Annotated in this window: 19 protein-coding genes; 10 read left to right on the top strand and 9 right to left on the bottom strand. The window is 57.1% G+C overall.

The window, feature by feature from the left end; translation table 11 throughout:
* Nucleotides 1-66 precede the first annotated feature (66 nt).
* From PU624_RS02540 to PU624_RS02525, 4 genes are read right to left on the bottom strand one after another with little or no spacing between them, the layout of a single operon-like run.
* Nucleotides 67-2382, bottom strand: a complete 2316-nt coding sequence (locus PU624_RS02540; protein ID WP_283544725.1) for a molybdopterin-dependent oxidoreductase — start codon at nucleotides 2380-2382, stop codon at nucleotides 67-69.
* 3 nt (nucleotides 2383-2385) lie between these two features.
* Complete coding sequence (locus PU624_RS02535; RefSeq protein WP_283544724.1) at nucleotides 2386-3054, bottom strand: methionine ABC transporter permease; 669 nt, start codon at nucleotides 3052-3054, stop codon at nucleotides 2386-2388.
* Nucleotides 3047-4072, bottom strand: a complete 1026-nt coding sequence (locus PU624_RS02530) for a methionine ABC transporter ATP-binding protein (protein WP_283544723.1) — start codon at nucleotides 4070-4072, stop codon at nucleotides 3047-3049. Before PU624_RS02530 ends, PU624_RS02535 begins: the two co-directional genes overlap by 8 nt.
* Entirely contained in the window at nucleotides 4069-4881 is an 813-nt protein-coding gene (locus PU624_RS02525; RefSeq protein ID WP_283544722.1) for a MetQ/NlpA family ABC transporter substrate-binding protein, read from the bottom strand. The genes PU624_RS02530 and PU624_RS02525 overlap by 4 nt, the downstream gene beginning before the upstream one ends.
* A gap of 219 nt (nucleotides 4882-5100) precedes the next feature.
* Between PU624_RS02525 and PU624_RS02520 the strand changes: the two genes are divergently transcribed.
* On the top strand, nucleotides 5101-6279 hold the full coding sequence (locus PU624_RS02520; RefSeq protein ID WP_283544721.1) for an aminotransferase class I/II-fold pyridoxal phosphate-dependent enzyme: 1179 nt from the start codon (nucleotides 5101-5103) through the stop codon (nucleotides 6277-6279).
* Between the two features lie 302 nt (nucleotides 6280-6581).
* On the top strand, nucleotides 6582-8048 hold the full coding sequence (gene proP / locus PU624_RS02515; protein WP_283544720.1) for a glycine betaine/L-proline transporter ProP: 1467 nt from the start codon (nucleotides 6582-6584) through the stop codon (nucleotides 8046-8048).
* Nucleotides 8049-8100: 52 nt separating this feature from the next.
* Here proP and PU624_RS02510 read toward each other — a convergent pair whose 3' ends face one another.
* Nucleotides 8101-8688, bottom strand: coding sequence for a CGNR zinc finger domain-containing protein (locus PU624_RS02510; protein ID WP_283544719.1), 588 nt, complete (start codon nucleotides 8686-8688; stop codon nucleotides 8101-8103).
* 177 nt (nucleotides 8689-8865) lie between these two features.
* Between PU624_RS02510 and PU624_RS02505 the strand changes: the two genes are divergently transcribed.
* Nucleotides 8866-9732: an alpha/beta fold hydrolase gene (locus PU624_RS02505; protein ID WP_283544718.1), complete on the top strand. Its 867-nt coding sequence runs from the start codon at nucleotides 8866-8868 to the stop codon at nucleotides 9730-9732.
* Between the two features lie 46 nt (nucleotides 9733-9778).
* Here the strand turns inward: PU624_RS02505 and PU624_RS02500 are convergent, their stop codons facing one another.
* Nucleotides 9779-10327: a YbhB/YbcL family Raf kinase inhibitor-like protein gene (locus tag PU624_RS02500; protein WP_283544717.1), complete on the bottom strand. Its 549-nt coding sequence runs from the start codon at nucleotides 10325-10327 to the stop codon at nucleotides 9779-9781.
* A gap of 255 nt (nucleotides 10328-10582) precedes the next feature.
* On the opposite strand from PU624_RS02500, the gene PU624_RS02495 reads away from it, so the two are divergent.
* Nucleotides 10583-11461 carry a LysR family transcriptional regulator gene (locus PU624_RS02495; RefSeq protein WP_283544716.1) on the top strand — a complete coding sequence of 293 codons (879 nt, stop codon included), beginning with the start codon at nucleotides 10583-10585 and terminating at the stop codon, nucleotides 11459-11461.
* A gap of 14 nt (nucleotides 11462-11475) precedes the next feature.
* Here PU624_RS02495 and PU624_RS02490 read toward each other — a convergent pair whose 3' ends face one another.
* Nucleotides 11476-13113 (bottom strand): dihydroxyacetone kinase subunit DhaK, encoded by a 1638-nt coding sequence (locus PU624_RS02490; protein ID WP_283544715.1) that lies wholly within the window; start codon nucleotides 13111-13113, stop codon nucleotides 11476-11478.
* Between the two features lie 258 nt (nucleotides 13114-13371).
* Between PU624_RS02490 and fucO the strand changes: the two genes are divergently transcribed.
* The 5 genes from fucO (at nucleotide 13372) to glsB (ending at nucleotide 17652) form a co-directional block, all read left to right on the top strand.
* Complete coding sequence (gene fucO, locus PU624_RS02485; protein WP_283544714.1) at nucleotides 13372-14520, top strand: lactaldehyde reductase; 1149 nt, start codon at nucleotides 13372-13374, stop codon at nucleotides 14518-14520.
* Nucleotides 14521-14828: 308 nt separating this feature from the next.
* Complete coding sequence (locus PU624_RS02480; RefSeq protein ID WP_008924737.1) at nucleotides 14829-15002, top strand: GhoT/OrtT family toxin; 174 nt, start codon at nucleotides 14829-14831, stop codon at nucleotides 15000-15002.
* Between the two features lie 104 nt (nucleotides 15003-15106).
* The gene (locus PU624_RS02475) at nucleotides 15107-15280 is read left to right on the top strand and encodes a hypothetical protein (protein WP_283544713.1); all 174 of its coding nucleotides are present in this window, start codon (nucleotides 15107-15109) and stop codon (nucleotides 15278-15280) included.
* A 174-nt stretch (nucleotides 15281-15454) separates the two neighbouring features.
* Nucleotides 15455-16654 (top strand): CynX/NimT family MFS transporter, encoded by a 1200-nt coding sequence (locus PU624_RS02470; protein ID WP_283544712.1) that lies wholly within the window; start codon nucleotides 15455-15457, stop codon nucleotides 16652-16654.
* 59 nt (nucleotides 16655-16713) lie between these two features.
* A complete protein-coding gene (gene glsB, locus PU624_RS02465; RefSeq protein ID WP_502921555.1) occupies nucleotides 16714-17652 on the top strand; it encodes a glutaminase B in 939 nt (312 codons plus the stop codon).
* 136 nt (nucleotides 17653-17788) lie between these two features.
* Here glsB and PU624_RS02460 read toward each other — a convergent pair whose 3' ends face one another.
* Together PU624_RS02460 and PU624_RS02455 are read right to left on the bottom strand one after the other, a co-directional pair.
* The gene (locus PU624_RS02460) at nucleotides 17789-18742 is read right to left on the bottom strand and encodes an Rpn family recombination-promoting nuclease/putative transposase (RefSeq protein ID WP_283544710.1); all 954 of its coding nucleotides are present in this window, start codon (nucleotides 18740-18742) and stop codon (nucleotides 17789-17791) included.
* Between the two features lie 215 nt (nucleotides 18743-18957).
* Nucleotides 18958-19896 carry a D-2-hydroxyacid dehydrogenase gene (locus PU624_RS02455; protein ID WP_283544709.1) on the bottom strand — a complete coding sequence of 313 codons (939 nt, stop codon included), beginning with the start codon at nucleotides 19894-19896 and terminating at the stop codon, nucleotides 18958-18960.
* Nucleotides 19897-20114: 218 nt separating this feature from the next.
* Between PU624_RS02455 and PU624_RS02450 the strand changes: the two genes are divergently transcribed.
* Nucleotides 20115-20534, top strand: coding sequence for a DUF2946 domain-containing protein (locus PU624_RS02450; RefSeq protein WP_283544708.1), 420 nt, complete (start codon nucleotides 20115-20117; stop codon nucleotides 20532-20534).
* Nucleotides 20535-20547 lie beyond the last annotated feature (13 nt).

Below are 20547 nucleotides of genomic sequence, written 5' to 3'. Positions count from 1 at the left end.
TAATCCTGCTATGGATATGCGGCGGATGGGAATATCCCACCACCCCTCAGGCACCCTACCCGCAGATTACTCTGCGCTTTGGACCACAAATTCTGGCGGTGACCACGCCGTAATCTCAGGCAGCGGCGCCTGAAAAAGTATGATTTCTACAAAGCAGGTCTGCGCGCTGCACCCCTGGCCCAGCCGCGAACTGCCGGTATCCTGCGTCAGCACATTAGGATTGCCATGTTTATCCAGCGGCAGGCCATCAGGCTGCTCCTGCGGGTCATACCAGGCACCGGTCGACATCTGCACCACGCCCGGCAAAATATCCTGCGTCAGATGGACGCCCGCCAGCAGCGCACCGCGGCCGTTGAAGACTTTTACAATGCTGTTCTCCTCTATGCCCCGCGATGCCGCATCCTCAGGGTGCATCCAGAGGGGCTCGCGCCCGGCAATTTTGGTAGCCCTGCTGACCCGGCCATGATCGTACTGACTGTGAAGGCGGGTTCGCGGCTGACTGGAGAGCAGATGCAGCGGCCACTGCTGCTTCTCCTGTTGCTGCGCCTGATATTCCGGCGGGTACCAGAAGGCAAAGCCGGGCGCTTCTTCATAGCCAAAGTCAGCCACCTGCTGCGAAAAGAGTTCGATTTTTCCCGATGGCGTGCTGAGCGGGGCCAGTTCCGGATTCTCCCGAAACGCTTTCAGCATGATCTCCGGTGTTTCAGGCGCGGGATATTCCCACATGCCCTCTGACCAGAACGTCTTAAACGGCGGGAGTTCAATGCCCTGCGCCACCGCGCGAGGCCGGGAGTCTTCGTAGATGGCTTCAAGCCACTGGCGCGCATCGCGCCCCTGCGTAAAAGCGTCAGCAAAACCGAGCCGCTCTGCCAGCGCGGCGAAGATCGCATAGTCAGACTTTGCGGCGGCAAACGGCGGCAGATGCTGTGGCATGGCGATGATAAACCCGTCGTTGCTGGCGCTGCCGATATCTTCACGCTCCAGCGACGTGGTGGCGGGCAGGACGATGTCGGCAAATTTTGCCTGCGCTGTCCAGAACTGCTCGTGCACAATCAGCGTGTCCGGCTGCTGCCAGGCGCGTATCAGCTTGTTGATATCCTGATGATGGTGGAAAACATTGCCGCCCGCCCAGTAGACCAGGCGGATGTCGGGATAGACCCGTTGCTGACCGTCAAACTCATAATGACCGCCGGGATTCAGTAACATGTCGGCGATGCGAGCAACCGGAATAGCCTGCGCCACCGGGTTATGACCGGCAGGCAGGCGCGGCCCGGAAAACTGTCGCCGCGCCGCACCGGCCAGATTGGTCGAGGCGTAACCAAAGCCCAGCCCGCCGCCGGGGGTGCCAATCTGTCCCAGCAGCGCGGTAGTCGCGACCGTGGCCCAGAACGCCTGCTCACCCTGCCGCGCCCGCTGCACGGACCAGGCAATATTCACCATCGTTTTGTGTGATGCCATTTGCCGTGCCAGCGTCCGGATGCGCTCAGCCGCCAGTCCGGTAATCGGCGCGGCCCATTCCGGCGTTTTGGCGATGCCATCGCGTTCGCCGCGGAGATAAGCCGCGTAGGGTTCGAAGCCTTCAGTACAGCGTGCGACGAACGATGCGTCGTAGAGGGACTCCGCAATCAGTACCTGCCCAATCGCCAGTTGCAGTGCCGTATCGGAACCGGGCTGAATCGCCAGCCACTCTGCATCGGCCACCCCGGCGAGATCGTTTCTGACCGGGCTGATATTGATAAACCGGGTGCCGTTCTGCCGCAGCGTGGTCAGCCAGTGCGCCAGAGCATGATCGTTCGCGCCGCCGCCATTGACCTGAGCATTACGCAGCGGCAGCCCGCCAATGGCCACAAAGAGTTCGCAGTGCGCTGCCAGTACCGGCCAGTGAGTGTGGTGACGTTGTAACTCATCCAGATCGCCAATGATATGCGGCAGCGTACGCTCACCGGCGGCGATGCTGTAAGTGTTGGTACTGGCGGTGTAGCCGCCAAAATGGTTAAAGAACCGATGAAGCTGGCTCTGGGCGTGATGGAAGCGCCCGGCACTTGACCAGCCATATGACCCGGCGTAAATCGCCTGATTGCCATGCTCTGTTTTCACCCGCGTCAGCTCATCCGCTACCAGTTGCAGTGCCACCTCCCAGCTCACCTCGACAAACGGCTCTTTGCCGCGTCCCCTGCGTGAGGCGCTTCTGTTCTGCAGATAACCCAGCCTGACAGCCGGATTTCTGACCCGGGTTTCGCTTTGCACTGCGCCAGGCAACGACTGCCCGATAGCAGAGGGATTACGATCCCACGCCACCGGCCTGACCGACGTCAGCGTGTCGCCGTCGGTGGTGACGTGATAGGTACCCCAGTGCATCACCGCTAAATCATTCTTTTTCATGGTTTACTCGCGTCGGATGCGCCGTGACAGCCGCGTACCCAAGGTTTGCAGAAGCTGGACTATCACGATCAGCACCAGCGCCGTTGAAATCGTGGCGAAAGCATCGAAACGTTGATAGCCGTAAGTAATGGCGAGATCGCCGATGCCGCCGCCGCCCACCGTGCCCGCCATCGCCGTGGCACCCAGCAGCCCAATGGTGGCGGTAGTCAGGGCTAACACCAGCGAAGAAGCCGCTTCCGGTATCATGAAATACCAGATGGTCTGAAATGGGGTTGCGCCCATCGCATTCGCTGATTCCAGAATCCCTTCATCGACCTCCAGCAGCGCACTTTCCACCAGCCGCGAAATATAGGGGGCGATGAAAATCACCAGCGGCACAATGGCCCCGGCGGTGCCGATGGTGGTGTTCACCAGCAGGCGCGTCAGTGGCAGGATGGTAATCAGCAGAATGATAAACGGCAGTGAACGAATGACATTGACGATCGGGTTCAGCAGCTGATGCACCAGACGATGCGGGCGGATACCGCCCGGACGACAGACCACCAGCACAATGCCGAGCGGCAGGCCCAGCAGCGAACCAAAGCCCAGCGACAGCGCCACCATGATCAGCGTGTCCTGCATCGCCATCAGGAACTGGTCGCCCGTCACGGCGGTTTCAAAGAGTTCAGACATCACTGATTTTCACTCCGGTCGCGATGAGAAACTGGATGGCCGCCGCGCGCCGGGCGGGTTCACCGCTGATCTGCACAATCATGAAACCCAGAATGGTGCGCTGCACCTCTGTCATGCTGGCGAACAAAATATTCACTTCAACGTCATGTTCACGGATCAGACGATTGATGATCGGCTGCTGTGCCGTCTCGCCGACAAACTCCAGCCGCAACACGTCGATAGACGGCGACTGGCTCAGCAGCGCCAGCGTCTGCTGTGGCAGGCGATCGTGAATGACCGACTGCACAAAGCTGGCGCTCACCGCCTGTTGCGGCTCAGCGAACAGCGTCAGGACATCGCCCTGTTCGACGATCCGACCCTGGGCCATGACTGCCATCCGGTTGCAGATTTTCTGCACCACCGACATCTCATGGGTAATCAGAACAATGGTGATCCCGTAACGCTGATTAATCTCCTGCAGCAGCAGCAGGATCTGTTCCGTGGTGTGGGGATCGAGCGCAGAGGTCGCCTCATCGCACAGCAGAATCGCCGGATTGGTTGCCAGCGCGCGGGCGATCCCGACGCGCTGTTTCTGACCACCGGAAAGTTCGTCCGGATAGCTGTCGGCCTTATCGCTGAGGTTAACGAACGCCAGCAGTTCCGCCACACGAGCAGCGATAAAGGCTTTATCCCGCCTCTGTAAAATCAGCGGAATCGCGACATTGTGAAACACCGTCCGGGCATTGAGCAGGTTGAAGTGCTGAAAGATCATGCCAATCTGCTTTTTGACCTCAATCAGCCGCTTTTTAGTGATTCCCTGTAACGCTTCCCCCTGCACCTCGACCGTGCCTGCCGTAGGAGTCTCCAGATGATTAATCAGACGCAACAGCGTACTTTTTCCGGCACCGCTGGTGCCGATCACGCCAAAGATATCCCCCCGATTGATGCGCAGATTAATGTCCTGCAGCGCCTGAACTTCAGCACCGTTACGCGCAAAGGCCTTACTGACCTGACGAAAATCTATGGCCGCCTGACTCATTTGAAATAGTCTGGTAACAGGTAGCCCGTATATTGCGCATCACCGGTTATGTACGCTTTAAATTCGGCCGAGTGATAGCCGGCAATAATGTCACGGGCAAACTCAGCCTGCTTATTTTTACCGGCTACCGTCACCACATTAATAAACTGGCTGGTCGGGGATTCCAGCTTCAGTGCCGAATTGAGTTTCAGACCACTGGAGACGGCGAAGTTGCCCTGAATGACACCATAATCGACGTCAGGCAGTGCGCGCACCTGCTGGGCATTATCTATCTCCTTCAGCACGATTTTATAAGGATTCTCCGTGATGTTTTTTTGCGAAAAGGTTGCGGCATCGCTGTCAGGGCTGATTTTCAGCCAGCCAATGCTCTGCAGTAGCAGCGCCGCACGATACTCATTGGAAGGCTGATTCGGCACCGACACGGTACTGCCCGGTGCGGGCTGATTCAGTGTTTTCACGCGCGCAGAATAGAGTCCCATTGGAGGGGTCGGCACCTGCACTATCCCGACGTTATCAATGCCAAGCCGCTCATTAACTGACTTGAGATAGACCGGATGCTGCATAATATTCGCGTCAATCGTACCGCGATGGACGGCATCATTAACCTGAATCCCATCGCTGAAATCTTTATATTCCAGGGTATAGCCCTGCTTTATTAAGCCGGGTGCCACGCCTTTTTCAAACTGCTCTTTATAAGGCCCAGGATTAAATCCGATGCGTATTATCTTCTGTTCGGCTGCCTGAGCGACTGAAATAAAAAGGCTGGCGGAGGTGAGTGCCAGAATAATTCCCCGGGAGGTGATGTGCATAGCGTGACCTGATTCATTATTGTGAGAGCGATCGATTTAATCACAGCCATCGCGGCCAGGAACAGGCAAAACCCCCTCCCGACTTGAGCTTATTTATGCTAACGATAGTTGCAGGCTGAATATCCATTTACTGGCTTAAGACAGCGTTTTTTCTGCTAAAGATTTACCTGCTGGCTGTGTCATTCTTTTTCGCCTCACCCTTTCTATTGCGGAATGAATATGGCGGAGTTTGCAGCTTCAGAGTTGGTCGGGGCGCTGGAAGAGAACCTCTTCAGCCTGCTGGAAAAGCAGGCGGCAGAGCTGGATGATGCGCAATTACCGTTGATCGACCTCTCCTCTGGCAGTCCGCGTCAGCCGACGCCGCCCGACGTCATTGCTGCCCTGCAGGCAGCGGCGGCGCGGCCGGAGAACCATGAGTATCCCTCTTTCTGGGGCAAACCGACCCTGCGTCAGACGATCGCTGATTTTTATCAGCGTCACTACGGCGTCACTCTCGATCCCGACACCGAAATCGCGCTGTTTCAGGGCGCGCACATTGGTGTCAGCGGCTTTCCCCGTGCGCTGCTCAATCCGGGTCAGGTGCTGATCTCGACCGATCCCTGCTATCCCCTTTATCGTTCAGCAGCGCGTCAGGCCGGTGCCGATTTTTATGGTATTCCGCTGGAGGCGCGCAACGCTTTTCTGCCCGATTTCCGCCAGGTGCCGGATGAGATAGCGGCGCGTGCCGGACTGCTGCTGCTCAATTACCCCCACAATCCCACGGGCGCACTGGCGACACCCTCGCTGTTCGCCGACGCGCTGGCCTTTGCCCGCCAGCATCATATTCCGCTGATCCATGACTTCGCCTACGCCACGCTGGGAAGTGAGTCGGGCGAACAGCCGCTGAGTCTGCTGGCCCTGCCGGATGGCAAAGAGTGGGCCGTGGAGATTTATACGCTGTCCAAGAGCGCCATCATGGCAGGCTGGCGTGTCGGTTTTGCCGTGGGAAACGCCTCAGTGATTGCGGCTTTTAAAAAACTGCATACACACAGTTACAGCACGGTATCTGGCGCGATACAGGATGCCGCCATCACCGCCCTGTCGCTGCCTGCAGAACAACTCACCCAGCTGGCAGAACCTTATCATCAGCGCCGCCGGGTGGTTTTAGCCAGGCTGGCAGAAATGCACTGGCCGGTTCGCGCCCGTCAGGGCACTTTTTTCCTCTGGCTGGCCGCGCCACCGGGTTTTACCGGTGAGCAGTTTGCCGCGCTGTTACTGGCAAAGTGCCATCTGCTGGTAGCGCCAGGCCACGCTTTTGGCGCAGCGGGACGTGATTATATTCGTATCAGCCTGACGGCCGGGACGACCTCTTTGCTTGAGGCGCTGGATCGCATCGACGCACTGCAACTGTTCAGATAGCCCCACCGCGTTATCCACGCTGGTGATAACCCGGAGGGCAGGCACGCGACATTACCAGATGTTCAGGGTCGTAAGCAGACATGAACAGGTGGTCCATGCTGGGTTTGTCAGGAAAGGCAGTTATTTCGGCTGGAAACTTGCAAAACCTTACAATCGTGGTCTATGGTTTAGCGGCTGCGGTTTTGCCGCTTCACTTAAAACTTATTCGGCTTCTTATAGCTTTCATTTCCACGGTTTCTTCTGAACATTGTTTGCGGCTGCGAAAGCTATAAGACTCCTTCATTGATGCACCTGAGGAGATTATGGACACCAGAAACTCATCGTCTGAACACCCAAAGAAACATTTCTGGAACAGGAAGCCTAAAGAGCTGACTGTCGACGACATTACCGTGATCGATAACGACATGCTGAAGCGTGCGGTTGGCGCAGCGGCGTTAGGTAATGCGATGGAATGGTTCGACTTTGGCGTCTACAGCTATCTCGCCGTGATCATCGGCAAAGTCTTCTTCCCGGATGCCAACAACGCGGTGCAGCTGATCGCCACCTTTGGTACGTTTGCGGCGGCCTTCCTGGTACGTCCGATTGGCGGCCTGGTCTTTGGCCCGCTGGGTGACCGCATCGGCCGACAGAAAGTGCTGGCGATGACAATGATCATGATGTCGATCGGGACATTCTGTATCGGCCTGATCCCGGCCTACTCCTCAATCGGGATCATGGCACCGATTCTGCTGCTGGTGGCCCGTCTGATTCAGGGCTTCTCGACCGGCGGTGAATATGGCGGAGCCGCGACCTTTATCGCAGAGTACTCGACCGACAAACGCCGTGGCTTTATGGGCAGCTTCCTGGAGTTCGGCACCATCGGGGGTTATCTGATGGGTGCCAGCCTGGTAACAGTGATGACGACCGTGATGTCCAATGAGGCCATGATGTCCTGGGGCTGGCGCGTGCCGTTCTTTATCGCCGCGCCGCTGGGCCTGTTTGGTCTCTATGTACGGCTGAAGCTGGAAGAGACCCCGGCATTCCAGCAGCATATGGAAAAACAGGAGGCGCTGGAACAGAGCAAACCGCGTCTGACGCTGATGCAGATGCTGAGCAAATACCGTGCGCCGATGATGAAGTGTATCGGTCTGGTGCTGTTGTTTAACGTCTCCAACTACATGCTGACGTCTTACATGCCGAGCTACCTGACCGGCGTGCTGGGTCTGCCCGAGCTGAGTGGTCTGCTGCTGGTGATGGTGGCGATGTTCGTGATGATGCCGCTGACGCTGCTGTGGGGCCGCTGGACTGATCGCATCGGTCGTCGTCCGGTGATTGCCTTTGGTGCGGTGGGTCTGATCCTGCTCGCCATCCCGAGCTTTATGCTGATCGGTTCAGGTAATATGTGGGCGGTCTTTGGCGGCCTGATGATTCTGGGTGTGCTGCACACCTGCTTCAGCGGCACCATGCCTTCGACGCTGCCCGCGCTGTTTACCACCGATATCCGATACAGTGCGCTGGCCATCGGCTTCAACCTGTCGGTTTCGCTGTTTGGGGGTACGACACCGCTGATTACCGCGTGGCTGGTGGATACCACCAAAAACAACATGATGCCGGCTTACTACATGATGGGCGCGGGTGTGATTGGCCTGCTGACGATCCTGACGGTTCGTGAAACGGCGCGTCAGCCGCTGACCGGTTCATCGCCTGCGGTGGCAACCAAAGCGGAAGCGCATCGCCTGATTGATAAGCTGCGTAAACGACATAAGCCTGCCGCAACAGCGGCGAAGTAAGTCACCTGACACCCTGCTCTGCAGGGTGTTTTTTTATCTGCCGCCTGACGCTCTACCCACCTGATTTAACCGCCCTGAAACGCGCGACTTTTGCCCGATTACCGCACAGCGCCATGCTACACCAGCGGCGGCGATGCGCTTTGGTGCGATCGTAAAACCACAGGGTACAGGCGGGATGTTCACAGGGGCGGACTCTGCTGAAATCCTCCTGCGCCAGCAGCATCGCAGCCTGCTCCGCAACCTGTCCCAGTTGCTGCATGACACTCTGGCCTGCATAGACGCGCCTGAGCTGTAATTCACCTGGCTCGCCGGTCAGCTGCAGATGGCTGGTTGCTTCGCCCAGCCAGGCATTCAGGGCCTGAATATCCACGGCTTCACCCGCTTTATGCTGCTGTACACTATTACGGATGATCTGACGTAACTGACGTGCGGCCTGCAACAGCGCATCCGGTTCATGCTGCGACGCCAGGCCATCTGCTGCCAGCCCGGAATGCTGCAGCCACGCTTCAACATCCTGATCGGTTTGCCAGAAATCGTGCGGATGGCCCTCGACAATGGCCTCAGTGTTGATGAAATCCAGCGCCGGATGATCGGCCAGAAACCACGGCCCCTGGCCGCTCTGCGATTGCGTTTCCGCCATGATAGTGCTCCTCCCGTTCAATTCTGTTGGCGCTACTGTAACCGATAAAAATGCAATTGAGTAGTTACCTCATGCTTATTGTAACCGTTATTAATTAATTTGACAGGTTACATTATCGCGGCATACTTAGCTTCAGGTAACCCCTTAAAAGTAATTTACCCAGTTACAGGAGTTCGCATGAATGCACAATCAATTTCTTACCGCTACCAGCAGGCCGACGGCATCAATATTTTTTACCGTGAAGCCGGCGATCCTTCCCTGCCCGTGCTGCTGTTATTGCATGGTTTTCCCACCTCTTCACATCAGTTCCGCAATCTGATTCCGCTTCTGGCCGACAAATTTCATCTCATCGCCCCGGATATGCCGGGCTTTGGTTTCACTGAGGTCCCCGCTGAACGCGATTATTCATGGACCTTCGACGCGCTCGGTAACACGCTGACCGCCTTTGTCGATGCACTGGGGCTGAAACGGTATGCGATGTATGTTTTTGACTATGGCGCACCAGCAGGCCTGCGGCTGGCGCTGGCCTATCCTGACCGCGTCAGCGGGCTGATATCGCAGAACGGGAACGCCTATCTGGAAGGATTAGGAGAAGCATGGGCACCGGTTCGCGCCTATTGGGCGGATCCCAGCGAGACAAACGGTCAGGTGATTCGCGACGCCATTCTGACGCTGGAAGGTGTGAAGTGGCAGTATCTGCATGGGGTCAGCGATCCGCAGCAAATCGCTCCTGAAACGTATACCCTGGACACGCTGCTGATGGAGCGCCCCGGCAACAAAGCTATTCAGCAGGCACTGTTTCTTGATTACGCAAATAACCTGAAACGCTATCCGGAATTTCAGGCGTTCTTCCGTCAGCAGCAGGTTCCGACGCTGGTGATCTGGGGCAGAAACGATCCGTTCTTTATTCCACCGGGCGCAGTGGCCTGGCAGCGCGATAATCCGCAGGCGGTGGTTGAGATGCTGGATAGCGGCCATTTCGCGCTGGAGACGCACACCGATCACATTGCATCACGCATCCGGGAGATGTTCAGTGGCGACTGAGGCATAACGCGCAGAGGCAGGCTAACTGCCTCTGCAAACCTGCAGATTACTCATTACTGAACCGGCCGACCGTGCTGGCCGCGCCGAGCGCATGGCCTTTCAGCTGAGCCACCAGTTCCGCCTGGGTGAGTCCGGCTTTCAGCTGGCCCACCGGTAAATCGGTGGCAATCAGCACAAAGTTATAGTGATGCAATCCACTGCCTGCTGGCGGGCACGGCCCGTAATAGTGCAGCGTGCCTGGCGTATTTTTTCCGCCGGTGTAGTCCTTGCCCTGCGTCAGCGCACCCTGCACAAACGACGAACGGCTGGGGGGAATGTTATAGGCCACCATGTGGGTGACGCCCAGCCCTTTCGCGCCGACAGGATCGGTCATCAGCAGCGCCAGACTGCGCGTGCCCGCTGGCGTCGCAGACCAGTTCAGTTCGGGAGAGATATTCTCGCCGGTACAGGAAGGATTACTTTTATTAGCACCGGCAAACTTCTTATCCAGTAGCGCATTGTCGCTGAAATCCTGCGATTGCAGCGTAAACACCGACGCCGCCAGCGTGGTCAGAGGCAAAACGGCCAGCACCGTCGCGCAGAGTAATTTTTTCACCAGCCACTCCTTATCAGATTATCCCGGAAATCTCTCCAGACCTGTTTCGTCACTGCCTGCTTACTATAACGGCTTTAGCGCAATTAACCCGCCAGCCTGCCTGTTTAGTGGCAGCGGAACGGCAAATCTATGATCTCTGTCGCGCAGGCACGGTCAGCGGACGCGTTGCCCTGTCGCCCATTACCCGATATAAGTTAACGCCTGCGGCTGAACTATCGCCTGAATCCCCGTGACTGTCACCGATAAGTGGACACTATGCAGATTGAAGACCTCCGGATTTATGTCGCCGTGATGCATGCTGGCAACTTTACTGCAGCGGCTGAGCAATTGATGTTATCGAAGCAATATGTCAGCCGCCGCATGGCCGCGCTGGAGGCTTCGTTAGGCGTCCGCCTGCTGATCCGCAATACCCGCAAGCTGTCAGTGACCGATGCGGGACTGCTGTTTGCGCAGCATGCCCAGCGTATTCTGGATGAGATTCAGGAAGCCGAACTGGCGGTCTCGGAGCAGCAGCAGGCGCTACGCGGTACTTTCCGCATCAATATGCCGATGTCTTTTGGTATGAGCCACCTGTCACCGCTGATCGCCGAATTTCTGCGTCACCATCCGGCCCTGCAGTTTCAGATTGAGCTGGCTGACCGCTATGTTGATGTCATTGGCGAATGCGTGGATATGGCAATTCGCATCGGCACCCTGGCAGATTCCACCCTGATTGCCCGTCCGCTGGGTGAGCTGAAGCGGGTAATCTGCTGCAGTCCCGACTATCTGAAACGGGCTGGCACGCCGCAACAGCCAGAAGCGTTGCTGCAACACGCCTGTCTGCGCTACGGACGTGAAGGTCAGAATGGCTGGGAACTGCAGGTTAATGGCAAAGCGAAATGGCTGGCGGTTCAGGGGCCGATGGTGAGTAACAACGGCGAAGTACTGCGGGATGCCGCACTGGCGGGTTTAGGGCTGGTGTTATTACCGGCCTTTATTGTAGAGAACGCGCTGCAGCGTGGTGAACTGGTGACGGTACTGGACGATTGCCAGCCGCCACCGCTCTCCCTGAATGCGGTTTACCCACAGCACCGTCAGCGCAGCGAGGTAAACCGTCAGTTACTGGCCTTTTTACAGGCGCGTTTAGCGCCATAAGTCAGCAGAAATGCTTAAAGCTGTTTTAATGCCGCAAAGACTCTGGCGACCGCGACGGCACCCGGATCGGGCACGCCGTTGAGGTTAGCGCTGTTAAGGTAGGATGAACGCCCTGCCTTTGCTTTCCCCATGCTGGCCGTCGCATCACTGCCCTGCTGCGCGGCATCAGCCGCCCCGGCCAGCGGTTCACCCGCCACCAGCGCCTCGATGGCCGGTTGCAGCGCATCGATCAGCGTACGATCGCCGGGTTGCGCCCCACCATACTGCTTCATCTTTTCCAGACCCTGCTGCAGGGCCTCGGGCAGCGCCCCACCTTCCGCCAGTTGCTGCGCAGCAGCCGTGAAAAAGATCGCCATCAGCACGCCGCTGGATCCACCCATCACCGTCGCCAGTCGCTCACCCGTCACCGCGAGCAGATCGGGCAAGGCATTCAACGGCAGTTTCTTATCTGCACATTCGCGCTGGATCTGGCGCGCGCCAGCAGCAAAGGTTGAACCGGTATCGCCGTCGCCGACCTGCGCATCCAGTTTGTTCAGCTCACCTTCGCAGACGATCAGCGTTTCACAGATGCAGCTAACAAAGGCCGCGACTGTCGGGTTATCGGAAGGTTGCGCAGGATGCGCCGTTGCCTCTTTTGTCGCGATCACCGGCTGCAGCGGCGCGATCTTAACCGCCGGAAGCCAGCCTGTGACTTCAACCGGCGCGCAGATCGCCTCTTCAAACAGCGGTGTCAGCGTCATGCAGGTGACGGAAAAGCCTTTCATGTCCAGCGCCGTCATCAGCGGCGCCGGGCCGATCAGATAATTACTGCCACGACTGAGGGGCGACTCGATCAGATCCCGTGTGACCAGACTCATCTCCAGCGCCGACATGCCGCCAAGATTATTCACCAGCAGTGCGCGTGGCTGGTCGTTGTCCGGCATGACCTTCTCCAGCAGATGCTGCACAATCTGCTGACTGTTCTGCGTCTGCATCACGTCAACGCCCGGCTCGCCGTGGATCCCCAGCCCCATTTCAACGCTGCCGTCCGGGACACGCTGGCCGGTCTGTTCATCCGGCAGATGACAGCTTGAGAGCGCAACGCCCATGGTGGCGATCGCATGGCTGGCCGCCTCTGCCGCTTCGGTCACTGCCGCCAGGTCATCACCGCGTTCAGCGACGAAGCCCGCCACTTTATGCACCAGCAAGGTGCCCGCTACGCCGCGTGGCTGAGGATTATCGGGCAGCGCAACGTCGTCACCAACAATGACCATGTTGACGCTGAATCCCGCTTTTCGGGCTTTCTCTGCCGCCAGCCCAAAATTGAGCCGATCGCCGGTGTAGTTTTTCACAATCAGCAGACATCCCGCCTCACCGGTAATGTTAATGATGGCGTTATAAACCGCGTCCACGCTGGGAGAGGCAAATACATCCCCGCAGACGGCCGCCGTCAGCATCCCTTTGCCGATAAAGCCGACGTGCGCCGGTTCGTGGCCGGAACCGCCACCGGAGATCAGCGCGACCTGCTGTTTGGTCCAGTCCCTGCGCATCACGATGCGAATGCGCGGATCGACCTGCAGCCGCACCAGATTGCGCCACGGGCTGGCGTAAATCATGCCATCCAGCGCGCTGTCGACGAGATCATCCTTTTTATTCATTACGAATCGGGTCATGTCTTCATTCCTCATGGGCATGCGTGATTGCTGATGCAGCAGTGTGGCATACCTCCAGCGATTGACGGAAACCCCCCGACAGGGCCGTGAGTCTGATGTGCGACATCCCGCACAAAACCCGCTGGCGCAGACACCGCCTTTTTTGCTAATTGATTGATTTTTATCAACTGTCATGGCCCGGAACTGAGAGCTTCTGCGCAGAAGCTGAAGCGGGGATCGCCGATGGTGAAAATTCATTTGTTAACAGAGGATGTTTTGATGACCCAACGTATGATTCTGAATGAGACGGCCTGGTTTGGGGCCGGTGCTTTACGTCATTTGCCCGAAGAGGTGGAGCGTCGCGGGATGCGGAAAGCGCTGATCGTCACGGACGAAGCGCTGGTGGCAGCGGGTGCGCTGAAGCGGGTAACCGATCTGCTGGATCAGCACCAGCTTGCGTGGGCGGTTTATGATGAGGTGGTGCCGAACCCTACCATCCGGGTTGTGCAACAGGGCGTTGCGGTGTTCCGACAGTCAGGCGCTGACTACCTGATCGCCATCGGTGGCGGCTCACCGCAGGATACCAGTAAGGCGATCGGCATTATTATTAACAACCCGGAGTTTGAAGACGTCCGCAGTCTGGAAGGCGTCGCGCCCACCCGGCATCCCTGTGTGCCGATCATCGCGATCCCGACCACCGCAGGCACGGCCGCAGAAGTCACCATCAACTATGTGATTACCGATGAAGAGAATCGTCGCAAGTTTGTCTGTGTCGATCCCCATGACATTCCGAAAGTGGCAATTATTGATGCGGAGATGATGGCGAGCATGCCCCCCTCGCTGAAAGCCGCAACCGGCATTGATGCCTTAACGCACGCGATTGAAGGCTACATCACGCGCGGTGCCTGGGCTATGACCGATATGCTGCACCTGAAAGCTATCGGGATTATCAGCCAGTCGCTGCGAAAGTCAGTCGCGGGCGATAGTGAGGCGGTCGAGCAGATGGCGCTGGGGCAGTATGTCGCCGGAATGGGCTTCTCTAATGTCGGTCTCGGTCTGGTGCATGGTATGGCACACCCGCTGGGGGCCTTTTATAACGTCCCGCACGGCGTAGCAAACGCCATTCTGCTGCCGCAGGTGATGGCGTGGAATGCCTCCTGCACAGGCGAAAAATATCGCGATATCGCCCGCGCGATGGGCGTGAAACAGATCGATACCCTGTCACTGGATCAGGCACGGGAAGCAGCGGTCGCCGCGGTTCGCAAGCTCTGTCGCGATGTGGGCATTCCGCGTTCCCTGCGTGAGGTGGGCTTACAGGAGGCGGATATCCCGGCACTGGCACAGGCGGCGCTGGATGATGTCTGTACCGGCGGCAATCCCCGCACGCCTGACCTGGAAGAAGTGATGGCGCTGTACCGGCAGAGTTAACTCACCTTTTTTACTCTCACATATTGCCCGCCCACGCTGGCGGGCTTTTTTACGGCCTGGAGACAAATAATCGGGGAGTCTTCGCCAGCGGTAGCCAGGAAGCAGTTCCGGCGTCAGCAAAGGTTTGAGCGGCAATTTTGCGACCTGGTTTCAGCCTGAAATCGCCTGCGGTGAGATTACCGGTTAGCGAGCGAATCGGGGGCTTACCCCATGATTTCTTTAGATCCTAAACCCTGCAGCTCTTGATCTGGATCACAAAAATCCGCATCATGCGCAGCGAAAACCTTAATGACGCTGCGGAGATAACGATGACACTGTACCAGGGTATGCTCATTTTCTATGCCGTTGTTGCACTGGTCGCTACGCTGATCACGTTCTTCATCGCCAAAGATAAGTTAAGCATCAAACTGCTGAGTGCCTTTTTAGTAGGTGCGACCTGGCCAATGAGTTTTCCTGTCGCGCTGATGTTTGCGCTGTTTTAATTGACAGAATTTCCTTAGCGACCACACTCAGATAAGACGTCCCTGACCCGCAAACCGCCGATCACCGACGTGACCTTGTTCATGATGGTTAATAAGGAGCGGCTATGCGCGTTGTCAGTGTGATGATTCTGGTTTCCCTTCTCAGTGCCTGCAGTGCCGCCCCATGGCACGCTGAAAAACCGGTCCCGGCGGCCGAAACCCGTCAACAGACCTGCCAGCCCGGCACCAATCCCAGCCAGAATGACTGCGGTCACTTCCCGGAACCTGAATTCCATTGATCGGTAAAGCGATGAAGCCTGTAGCGAGATCGCATTTGCGCTAATTCATCGCATAACAAGGCTTTACACTCCACCAGCCGGTTAGTAGAGTAGCGCCCAGACATCAATTCTGATGCGTAAGCGTTAACGTCAAGCAACGCCCCCGCAGCCCTGCTGCCTGTGATGATCCCTGCCATGATGCCTGTACAACACCCAGCTAAACCTCTCGCTGTGTTTTCCAGCGCCACGTTTTTTTTGTTCGTCCTGCTGCTCACTGCGGCTAATCTTCGCGCGCCGATTACCGTCGCGGGTCCGGTACTGCAGGATATCCGCGAGACTTTTGGCCTCAGCGCCGGTGAAGCGGGCCTGTTTAATTTTATTCCCCTGATGCTGTTTGCCCTGCTCGCGCCGCCCGCCGCCTGGCTGGGTCATCGCGTCGGGCTGGAACGCAGTTTATGGGGCGCGCTGTGCCTGATTACGGCCGGTTCGCTGTTGCGCTGGCAGCCCGCTGAAGCGGCGTTGTGGGGCGGAACACTGCTGCTGAGTGCAGGCATTGCCGCCGCCAACGTGCTGCTGCCGCCACTGATTAAACGCGATTTCACCGCCCAAACGGCTAAATATATTGGCCTGTATGCCGCCACCATGTCGATTACTGCCAGCCTCGCTTCAGGCATTGCCGTACCGCTGAGCCAGCTCTCCACGGCGGGCTGGCGACTCTCGCTGGTGGTCTGGGCGCTGCCGGGGCTGGTTGCGCTGCTCGCCTGGCTGCCGCTGCTACGTCAGCGGCAATCAACCTTAGCGCCTGCCGATGCGCCCGTCGCACATCGTCATCCCTGGCGATCGGCTGGCGGCTGGCAGATCGCGCTATTTATGGCGCTGCAATCGCTGGCGTTTTATACCCTGATCGACTGGTTTACCGTGTTTGCTCAGGATAATGGCTTCAGCCAGTCCAGCGCGGGCTGGCTGCTGTTCTGGTATCAGGCGATTGCGATCGTCGCTAACCTGGGCTGTATGATGGCGCTGAAGCGGGTTAAAGATGCCCGACTCACCGCGTTCATTGCCTCAGCGGGTATTTTTCTCGGCATGCTGGGTTTGCTGCTTAATCCGCAATGGGCCGCCGTCTGGCTGACACTCGCCGGACTGGGCGCAGGCGCATCACTGGTGCTCTGCCTCTCGCTGTTTAATCTGCGAGCCACCAATCACCGCCAGGCCTCACAATTGTCTGGCATGGCGCAGTGTGTGGGTTATGCGCTGGCGGCGCTCGGGCCGCTGTGCTTTGGCATGCTGCATGAGCAGAGCGGTAACTGGACGCTGCCCTTCAGCGTGCTGGCACTGCTGAGCCTGTTGCAGATGCTGCTGGCTCCGCTGGCAGCGCAGTCAAAACCTATCAGCTGAAATTGCGGCGGAGCCGCTAACAATTAATGATTCGCCGGTCGCAAATGGGGACCGCGAGAATGGACGGGAGAAGGTGCGTGTCTGAACTGAATAATGCTCTGCTGCAGGAGATCCTGGACCAGGTGCGTCCGCTGGTTCATCAGGGAAAAGTGGCTGACTATATCCCTGCGCTGGCCGATGTGGCGGCCGACAATCTGGCCATTGCGGTTTGCCTGCGTGACGGCACCCTCTTTCAGGCGGGCGATGCGGAGACGCGCTTTTCGATTCAGTCGATCTCCAAGGCGCTGTCCCTGACCGTGGCGCTGACCCGCTATGAGGACAGCGAAATCTGGCAGCGGGTCGGCAAAGAGCCGTCAGGCCAGCCCTTTAATTCGCTGGTGCAGCTGGAACTGGAACAGGGCAAGCCGCGTAATCCGTTTATTAACGCCGGTGCGCTGGTGATTTGCGATCTGCTGGAAACCCGACTGACCGCCCCGCGTCAGCGCATGCTGGAAATTGTGCGTCAGCTGAGTCAGCAGCCCGATATCAATTATGATCGCCACGTCGCCCGCTCGGAGTTTGAACACTCTGCCCGTAATGCCGCCATCGCCTGGCTGATGAAGTCGTTCGGTAATTTCGATAACGATGTCACCAGCGTGATGCAGACCTATTTCCACTATTGCTCGCTGTCAATGAACTGCATTGAGCTGGCCCGCACATTTATCTATCTGGCGAATCAGGGCAAAACGCTGGATGGCAGCCAGATGATCACACCGCGTCAGGCACGGCAGATTAACGCGCTGATGATCACCAGCGGAATGTACGACGGCGCAGGCGAATTTGCATGGCGCGTCGGGATGCCAGCTAAGTCAGGTGTGGGCGGCGGGATTATTGCTATCATCCCAGGCGAGATGAGCATTGCCGTCTGGTCGCCCGGACTGGACAGCGCGGGTAATTCGCTGGCCGGAACTGCCGTGCTGGAATTGCTGACCGACAAGCTGGGGCGCTCGATATTCTGATTCTGAGCGCACAACTAACTTCTCGCCGTGATGAGATGCGATGGGGTTCCCATGATCCCGGCAAGCTGATTTTACATTTTTCGTGCAGTGCGCTGGCGAGATGAGTCGTCAGCGATAAACAGCGCTTAACTGATTCTCAGTGAGAAATCTGCGCCAGCTCATCTTCTGCAAGGCCGGTCATTTGCATAACCGTATTGCGATCCATGCCACTCTTTAGCATGGTGCGGGCAATTCTGTGTTGCATGACCTGCCCGCCTTCCTGAAGGCCGATCTCTATGCCTTCCATGCGTCCCAGTTCAATGCCTTGCTCAAGCCCTTTCTCAAGCCCTATCTGCTCAAGCTGTTGTGCGATCGTCATAAGTGCGTTCTCGTGTTGGGGCACACGCTGTGCCAGCTGCCGTACAAAGGTTTTGGCGTTTGATACTTCGCCCGCCTGCACAATGTAGTTTACCAGTGATATCACCTGTGATGAAGAGTGATCGCCAGCTCTCAATAGGGTTACCAGCCTGTCCATCAGTTCTTTAAGATCCCGCTGACGAATATGTTTTTGCAACAAAGTCAGTGCCGCCATGCTGCGGTGTTGCATGATCTCATCATCAGGAATCACCGTGACATCGACCAGCGGAAAACTGTGGCTGTAAAGGCTGTCGGCCAGTACCGAATCGTCAAATTCATCCAGCCACCGGGTCGAATAGGGATAGGGCGAACGTCTGCCGGTGTAGAAAAGGATGGGAATCACCAGCGGCAATCTCTTATGTCCCGCTTCAAGATGGCGCTGCATGGCGGCCACTGCATAGCGCATCAGCCGAAATGCCATGTGTTTGTCAGGTGAGGACTGATGCTCAATGAGTACATGGATATAGCCTTCGCCAGCGGTTGTTTTAAGGCTGTAAAGCACGTCGCTGAAATACTGCCGCAGGTCATCCTCGACAAATGAGCCCGACTCCAGCTTCAGCGTACTGAGATCACAGCGTTCGCGTAGCGCTGGCGGCAAGTGCAGCGCCATAAAATCCCGGGCAATATCCGGCTGCGTCAGAAATTGCCGGAATGTCGCATCATGAGGCGTGGACGTGCTGTTCTCCTTTTTCACTGACCAGAATCCTTTCTGTTCCTGAAGCGCTTACAACGGCTGAATCAGCCAGTAAAGGGCGCTAAATCCTGTCGCCCCTGAGCGTTTAACGTACTGATGCACCTGACGAAATTAATACTCTGATTAGTAAACCCCGTAAAACTGTTTACCTGAATTCTACGAGGTTGCTCTGAATATCGACGAAGGTCGGGTGTTAAAAGACCATCAGGCCTGACTCAGCTCACTACGTTAATCGGCTCGCCCTGAATAAAGGCCGCGATACTGGCCATTACGCCCGTGACCAGATTCTCCACGCCGCTGCGACTCGCCCAGGCGATGTGTGGCGTCAGCAGCAGATTTGGCAGATCAGCCAGCAGTGGGTTATCAATTGCAGGCGGTTCGCTGCTCAGCACATCCAGCGCCGCGCCTCCGATGACACCCTGCTTTAATGCATCAGCGAGATCGGCCTCGTTAATCAGTCCACCGCGAGCGGTATTAATCAGCAGCGCATGGGGTTTCATTTTCTCCAGTGCCTCGCGATCGATCATCTGGCGGGTAGTGTCACTCAGCGGACAGTGCAGCGAAATAATATCGCTTGTCACCAGCATCTGCTCAAAGCTGACATACCCCTCACGCACCCTGTCACGGCCTTTGCGCTCTGCATATTGCACCTGCATACCAAGGGCCTGCGCAAGCCTGCCGACCGCCAGACCGATGTCGCCTTTGCCCGCGATACCCAGCATAGCGCCGCCAATGTCACCTATCGGCTGACGATGCAGACAGAAATGCTGAGCCTCAGGCCAGTCGATGCGGGTATTGCTGGCATAAGCGATCGTCTGACGGCGCAGGGCAAAAATCGCGGCGATTACCGCCTCTGAAACACTCTGGGTGGAGTAGCCAGGAACATTACTGACCACGATGCCACGGGCGCGACAGGCGTCGAGGTCAATACAGTCATAACCGGTCGCCGCGACACAGATAAAGCGCAGTTCGGGTAGTTGCGCCAGCGTGCTGGCACGTAATGGCACCTTATTGGTGATCGCGACAGTAGCTCCAGCAAGCGCCGACACGATGTCACTGACCGGCGTATGCGCGCGAATCTCCCAGTCAGCATTCTGCTGCCCGGTTGGCAGCGATACAGGCAGCGTGTCACCATCCAGCATTACAATTTTCATTCTCTGTCCTTTATGGGTTCGGTTTGATCGCAGCCGAATCATTAATGTTATTTGTATGTATTAGGTGGGTAACAACTAAGTTAAATGATGCTAAAATTAAAGTGAATATGTTCAAAGAGTGCGAATTTTCCCGCAACAGACGCCACTTTATTTAACCCTTTTATTCCCTTCGCGTTACACTGCCGCCCTCAATTCTGACCCTTGCGCCCGTTAAAATAATGCAGAGATCTTCCATCAGACAACGATTCACTGCCGGTATTGCGATACTGGCCGTGCTGCTGTTGTTTGTTGCCCCGATGATCTCAAAGAATCTGGCTGAACATCGCGCCGCGATGCAGGATGCCTCTGCGATGAGTGCAGAGATGCCGATGATGGATCATCACAGCGAGATGACGATGGCAGACCACGGCATGATGATGGGTTCGGGCTTTGCCTGTGGCTACTGCGATTTACTGGTGCATGTGCCGCTGATGCTCTGGGTGTTTATCCCATTCAGCTGGTGGATGTGCCTGGTCAGCCGCGCCCCGCCGCCTTCTGCCATTAATCCGCCTCAATGGCGACGCCTGTTGCGCCTTCATCGCCCGCGCGCGCCACCCTGTTTCGCGTCACACTCACTGCTAACTGATTCGATTGCGTGACAACGTCACCTGA

It is taken from the genome of Pantoea sp. Lij88 (assembly GCF_030062155.1).
In the GTDB taxonomy this organism is placed as follows: Bacteria; Pseudomonadota; Gammaproteobacteria; order Enterobacterales; family Enterobacteriaceae; genus Pantoea.
This window is presented reverse-complemented; position numbering and strand designations above follow the sequence as displayed.

Bases quoted from the DNA above. Each gene is read 5' to 3' on its own strand.
- PU624_RS02490 (WP_283544715.1), bottom strand. From the start codon at position 13,113: ATGACCCGATTCGTAATGAATAAAAAGGATGATCTCGTCGACAGCGCG.
- PU624_RS02450 (WP_283544708.1), top strand. From the start codon at position 20,115: ATGCAGAGATCTTCCATCAGACAACGATTCACTGCCGGTATTGCGATA.
- PU624_RS02510 (WP_283544719.1), bottom strand. From the start codon at position 8,688: ATGGCGGAAACGCAATCGCAGAGCGGCCAGGGGCCGTGGTTTCTGGCC.
- PU624_RS02495 (WP_283544716.1), top strand. From the start codon at position 10,583: ATGCAGATTGAAGACCTCCGGATTTATGTCGCCGTGATGCATGCTGGC.
- PU624_RS02470 (WP_283544712.1), top strand. From the start codon at position 15,455: ATGATGCCTGTACAACACCCAGCTAAACCTCTCGCTGTGTTTTCCAGC.
- PU624_RS02505 (WP_283544718.1), top strand. From the start codon at position 8,866: ATGAATGCACAATCAATTTCTTACCGCTACCAGCAGGCCGACGGCATC.
- PU624_RS02525 (WP_283544722.1), bottom strand. From the start codon at position 4,881: ATGCACATCACCTCCCGGGGAATTATTCTGGCACTCACCTCCGCCAGC.
- PU624_RS02520 (WP_283544721.1), top strand. From the start codon at position 5,101: ATGGCGGAGTTTGCAGCTTCAGAGTTGGTCGGGGCGCTGGAAGAGAAC.
- PU624_RS02480 (WP_008924737.1), top strand. From the start codon at position 14,829: ATGACACTGTACCAGGGTATGCTCATTTTCTATGCCGTTGTTGCACTG.
- PU624_RS02540 (WP_283544725.1), bottom strand. From the start codon at position 2,382: ATGAAAAAGAATGATTTAGCGGTGATGCACTGGGGTACCTATCACGTC.
- PU624_RS02530 (WP_283544723.1), bottom strand. From the start codon at position 4,072: ATGAGTCAGGCGGCCATAGATTTTCGTCAGGTCAGTAAGGCCTTTGCG.
- proP (WP_283544720.1), top strand. From the start codon at position 6,582: ATGGACACCAGAAACTCATCGTCTGAACACCCAAAGAAACATTTCTGG.
- PU624_RS02455 (WP_283544709.1), bottom strand. From the start codon at position 19,896: ATGAAAATTGTAATGCTGGATGGTGACACGCTGCCTGTATCGCTGCCA.
- PU624_RS02475 (WP_283544713.1), top strand. From the start codon at position 15,107: ATGCGCGTTGTCAGTGTGATGATTCTGGTTTCCCTTCTCAGTGCCTGC.
- fucO (WP_283544714.1), top strand. From the start codon at position 13,372: ATGACCCAACGTATGATTCTGAATGAGACGGCCTGGTTTGGGGCCGGT.
- PU624_RS02535 (WP_283544724.1), bottom strand. From the start codon at position 3,054: ATGTCTGAACTCTTTGAAACCGCCGTGACGGGCGACCAGTTCCTGATG.
- glsB (WP_502921555.1), top strand. From the start codon at position 16,714: ATGGACGGGAGAAGGTGCGTGTCTGAACTGAATAATGCTCTGCTGCAG.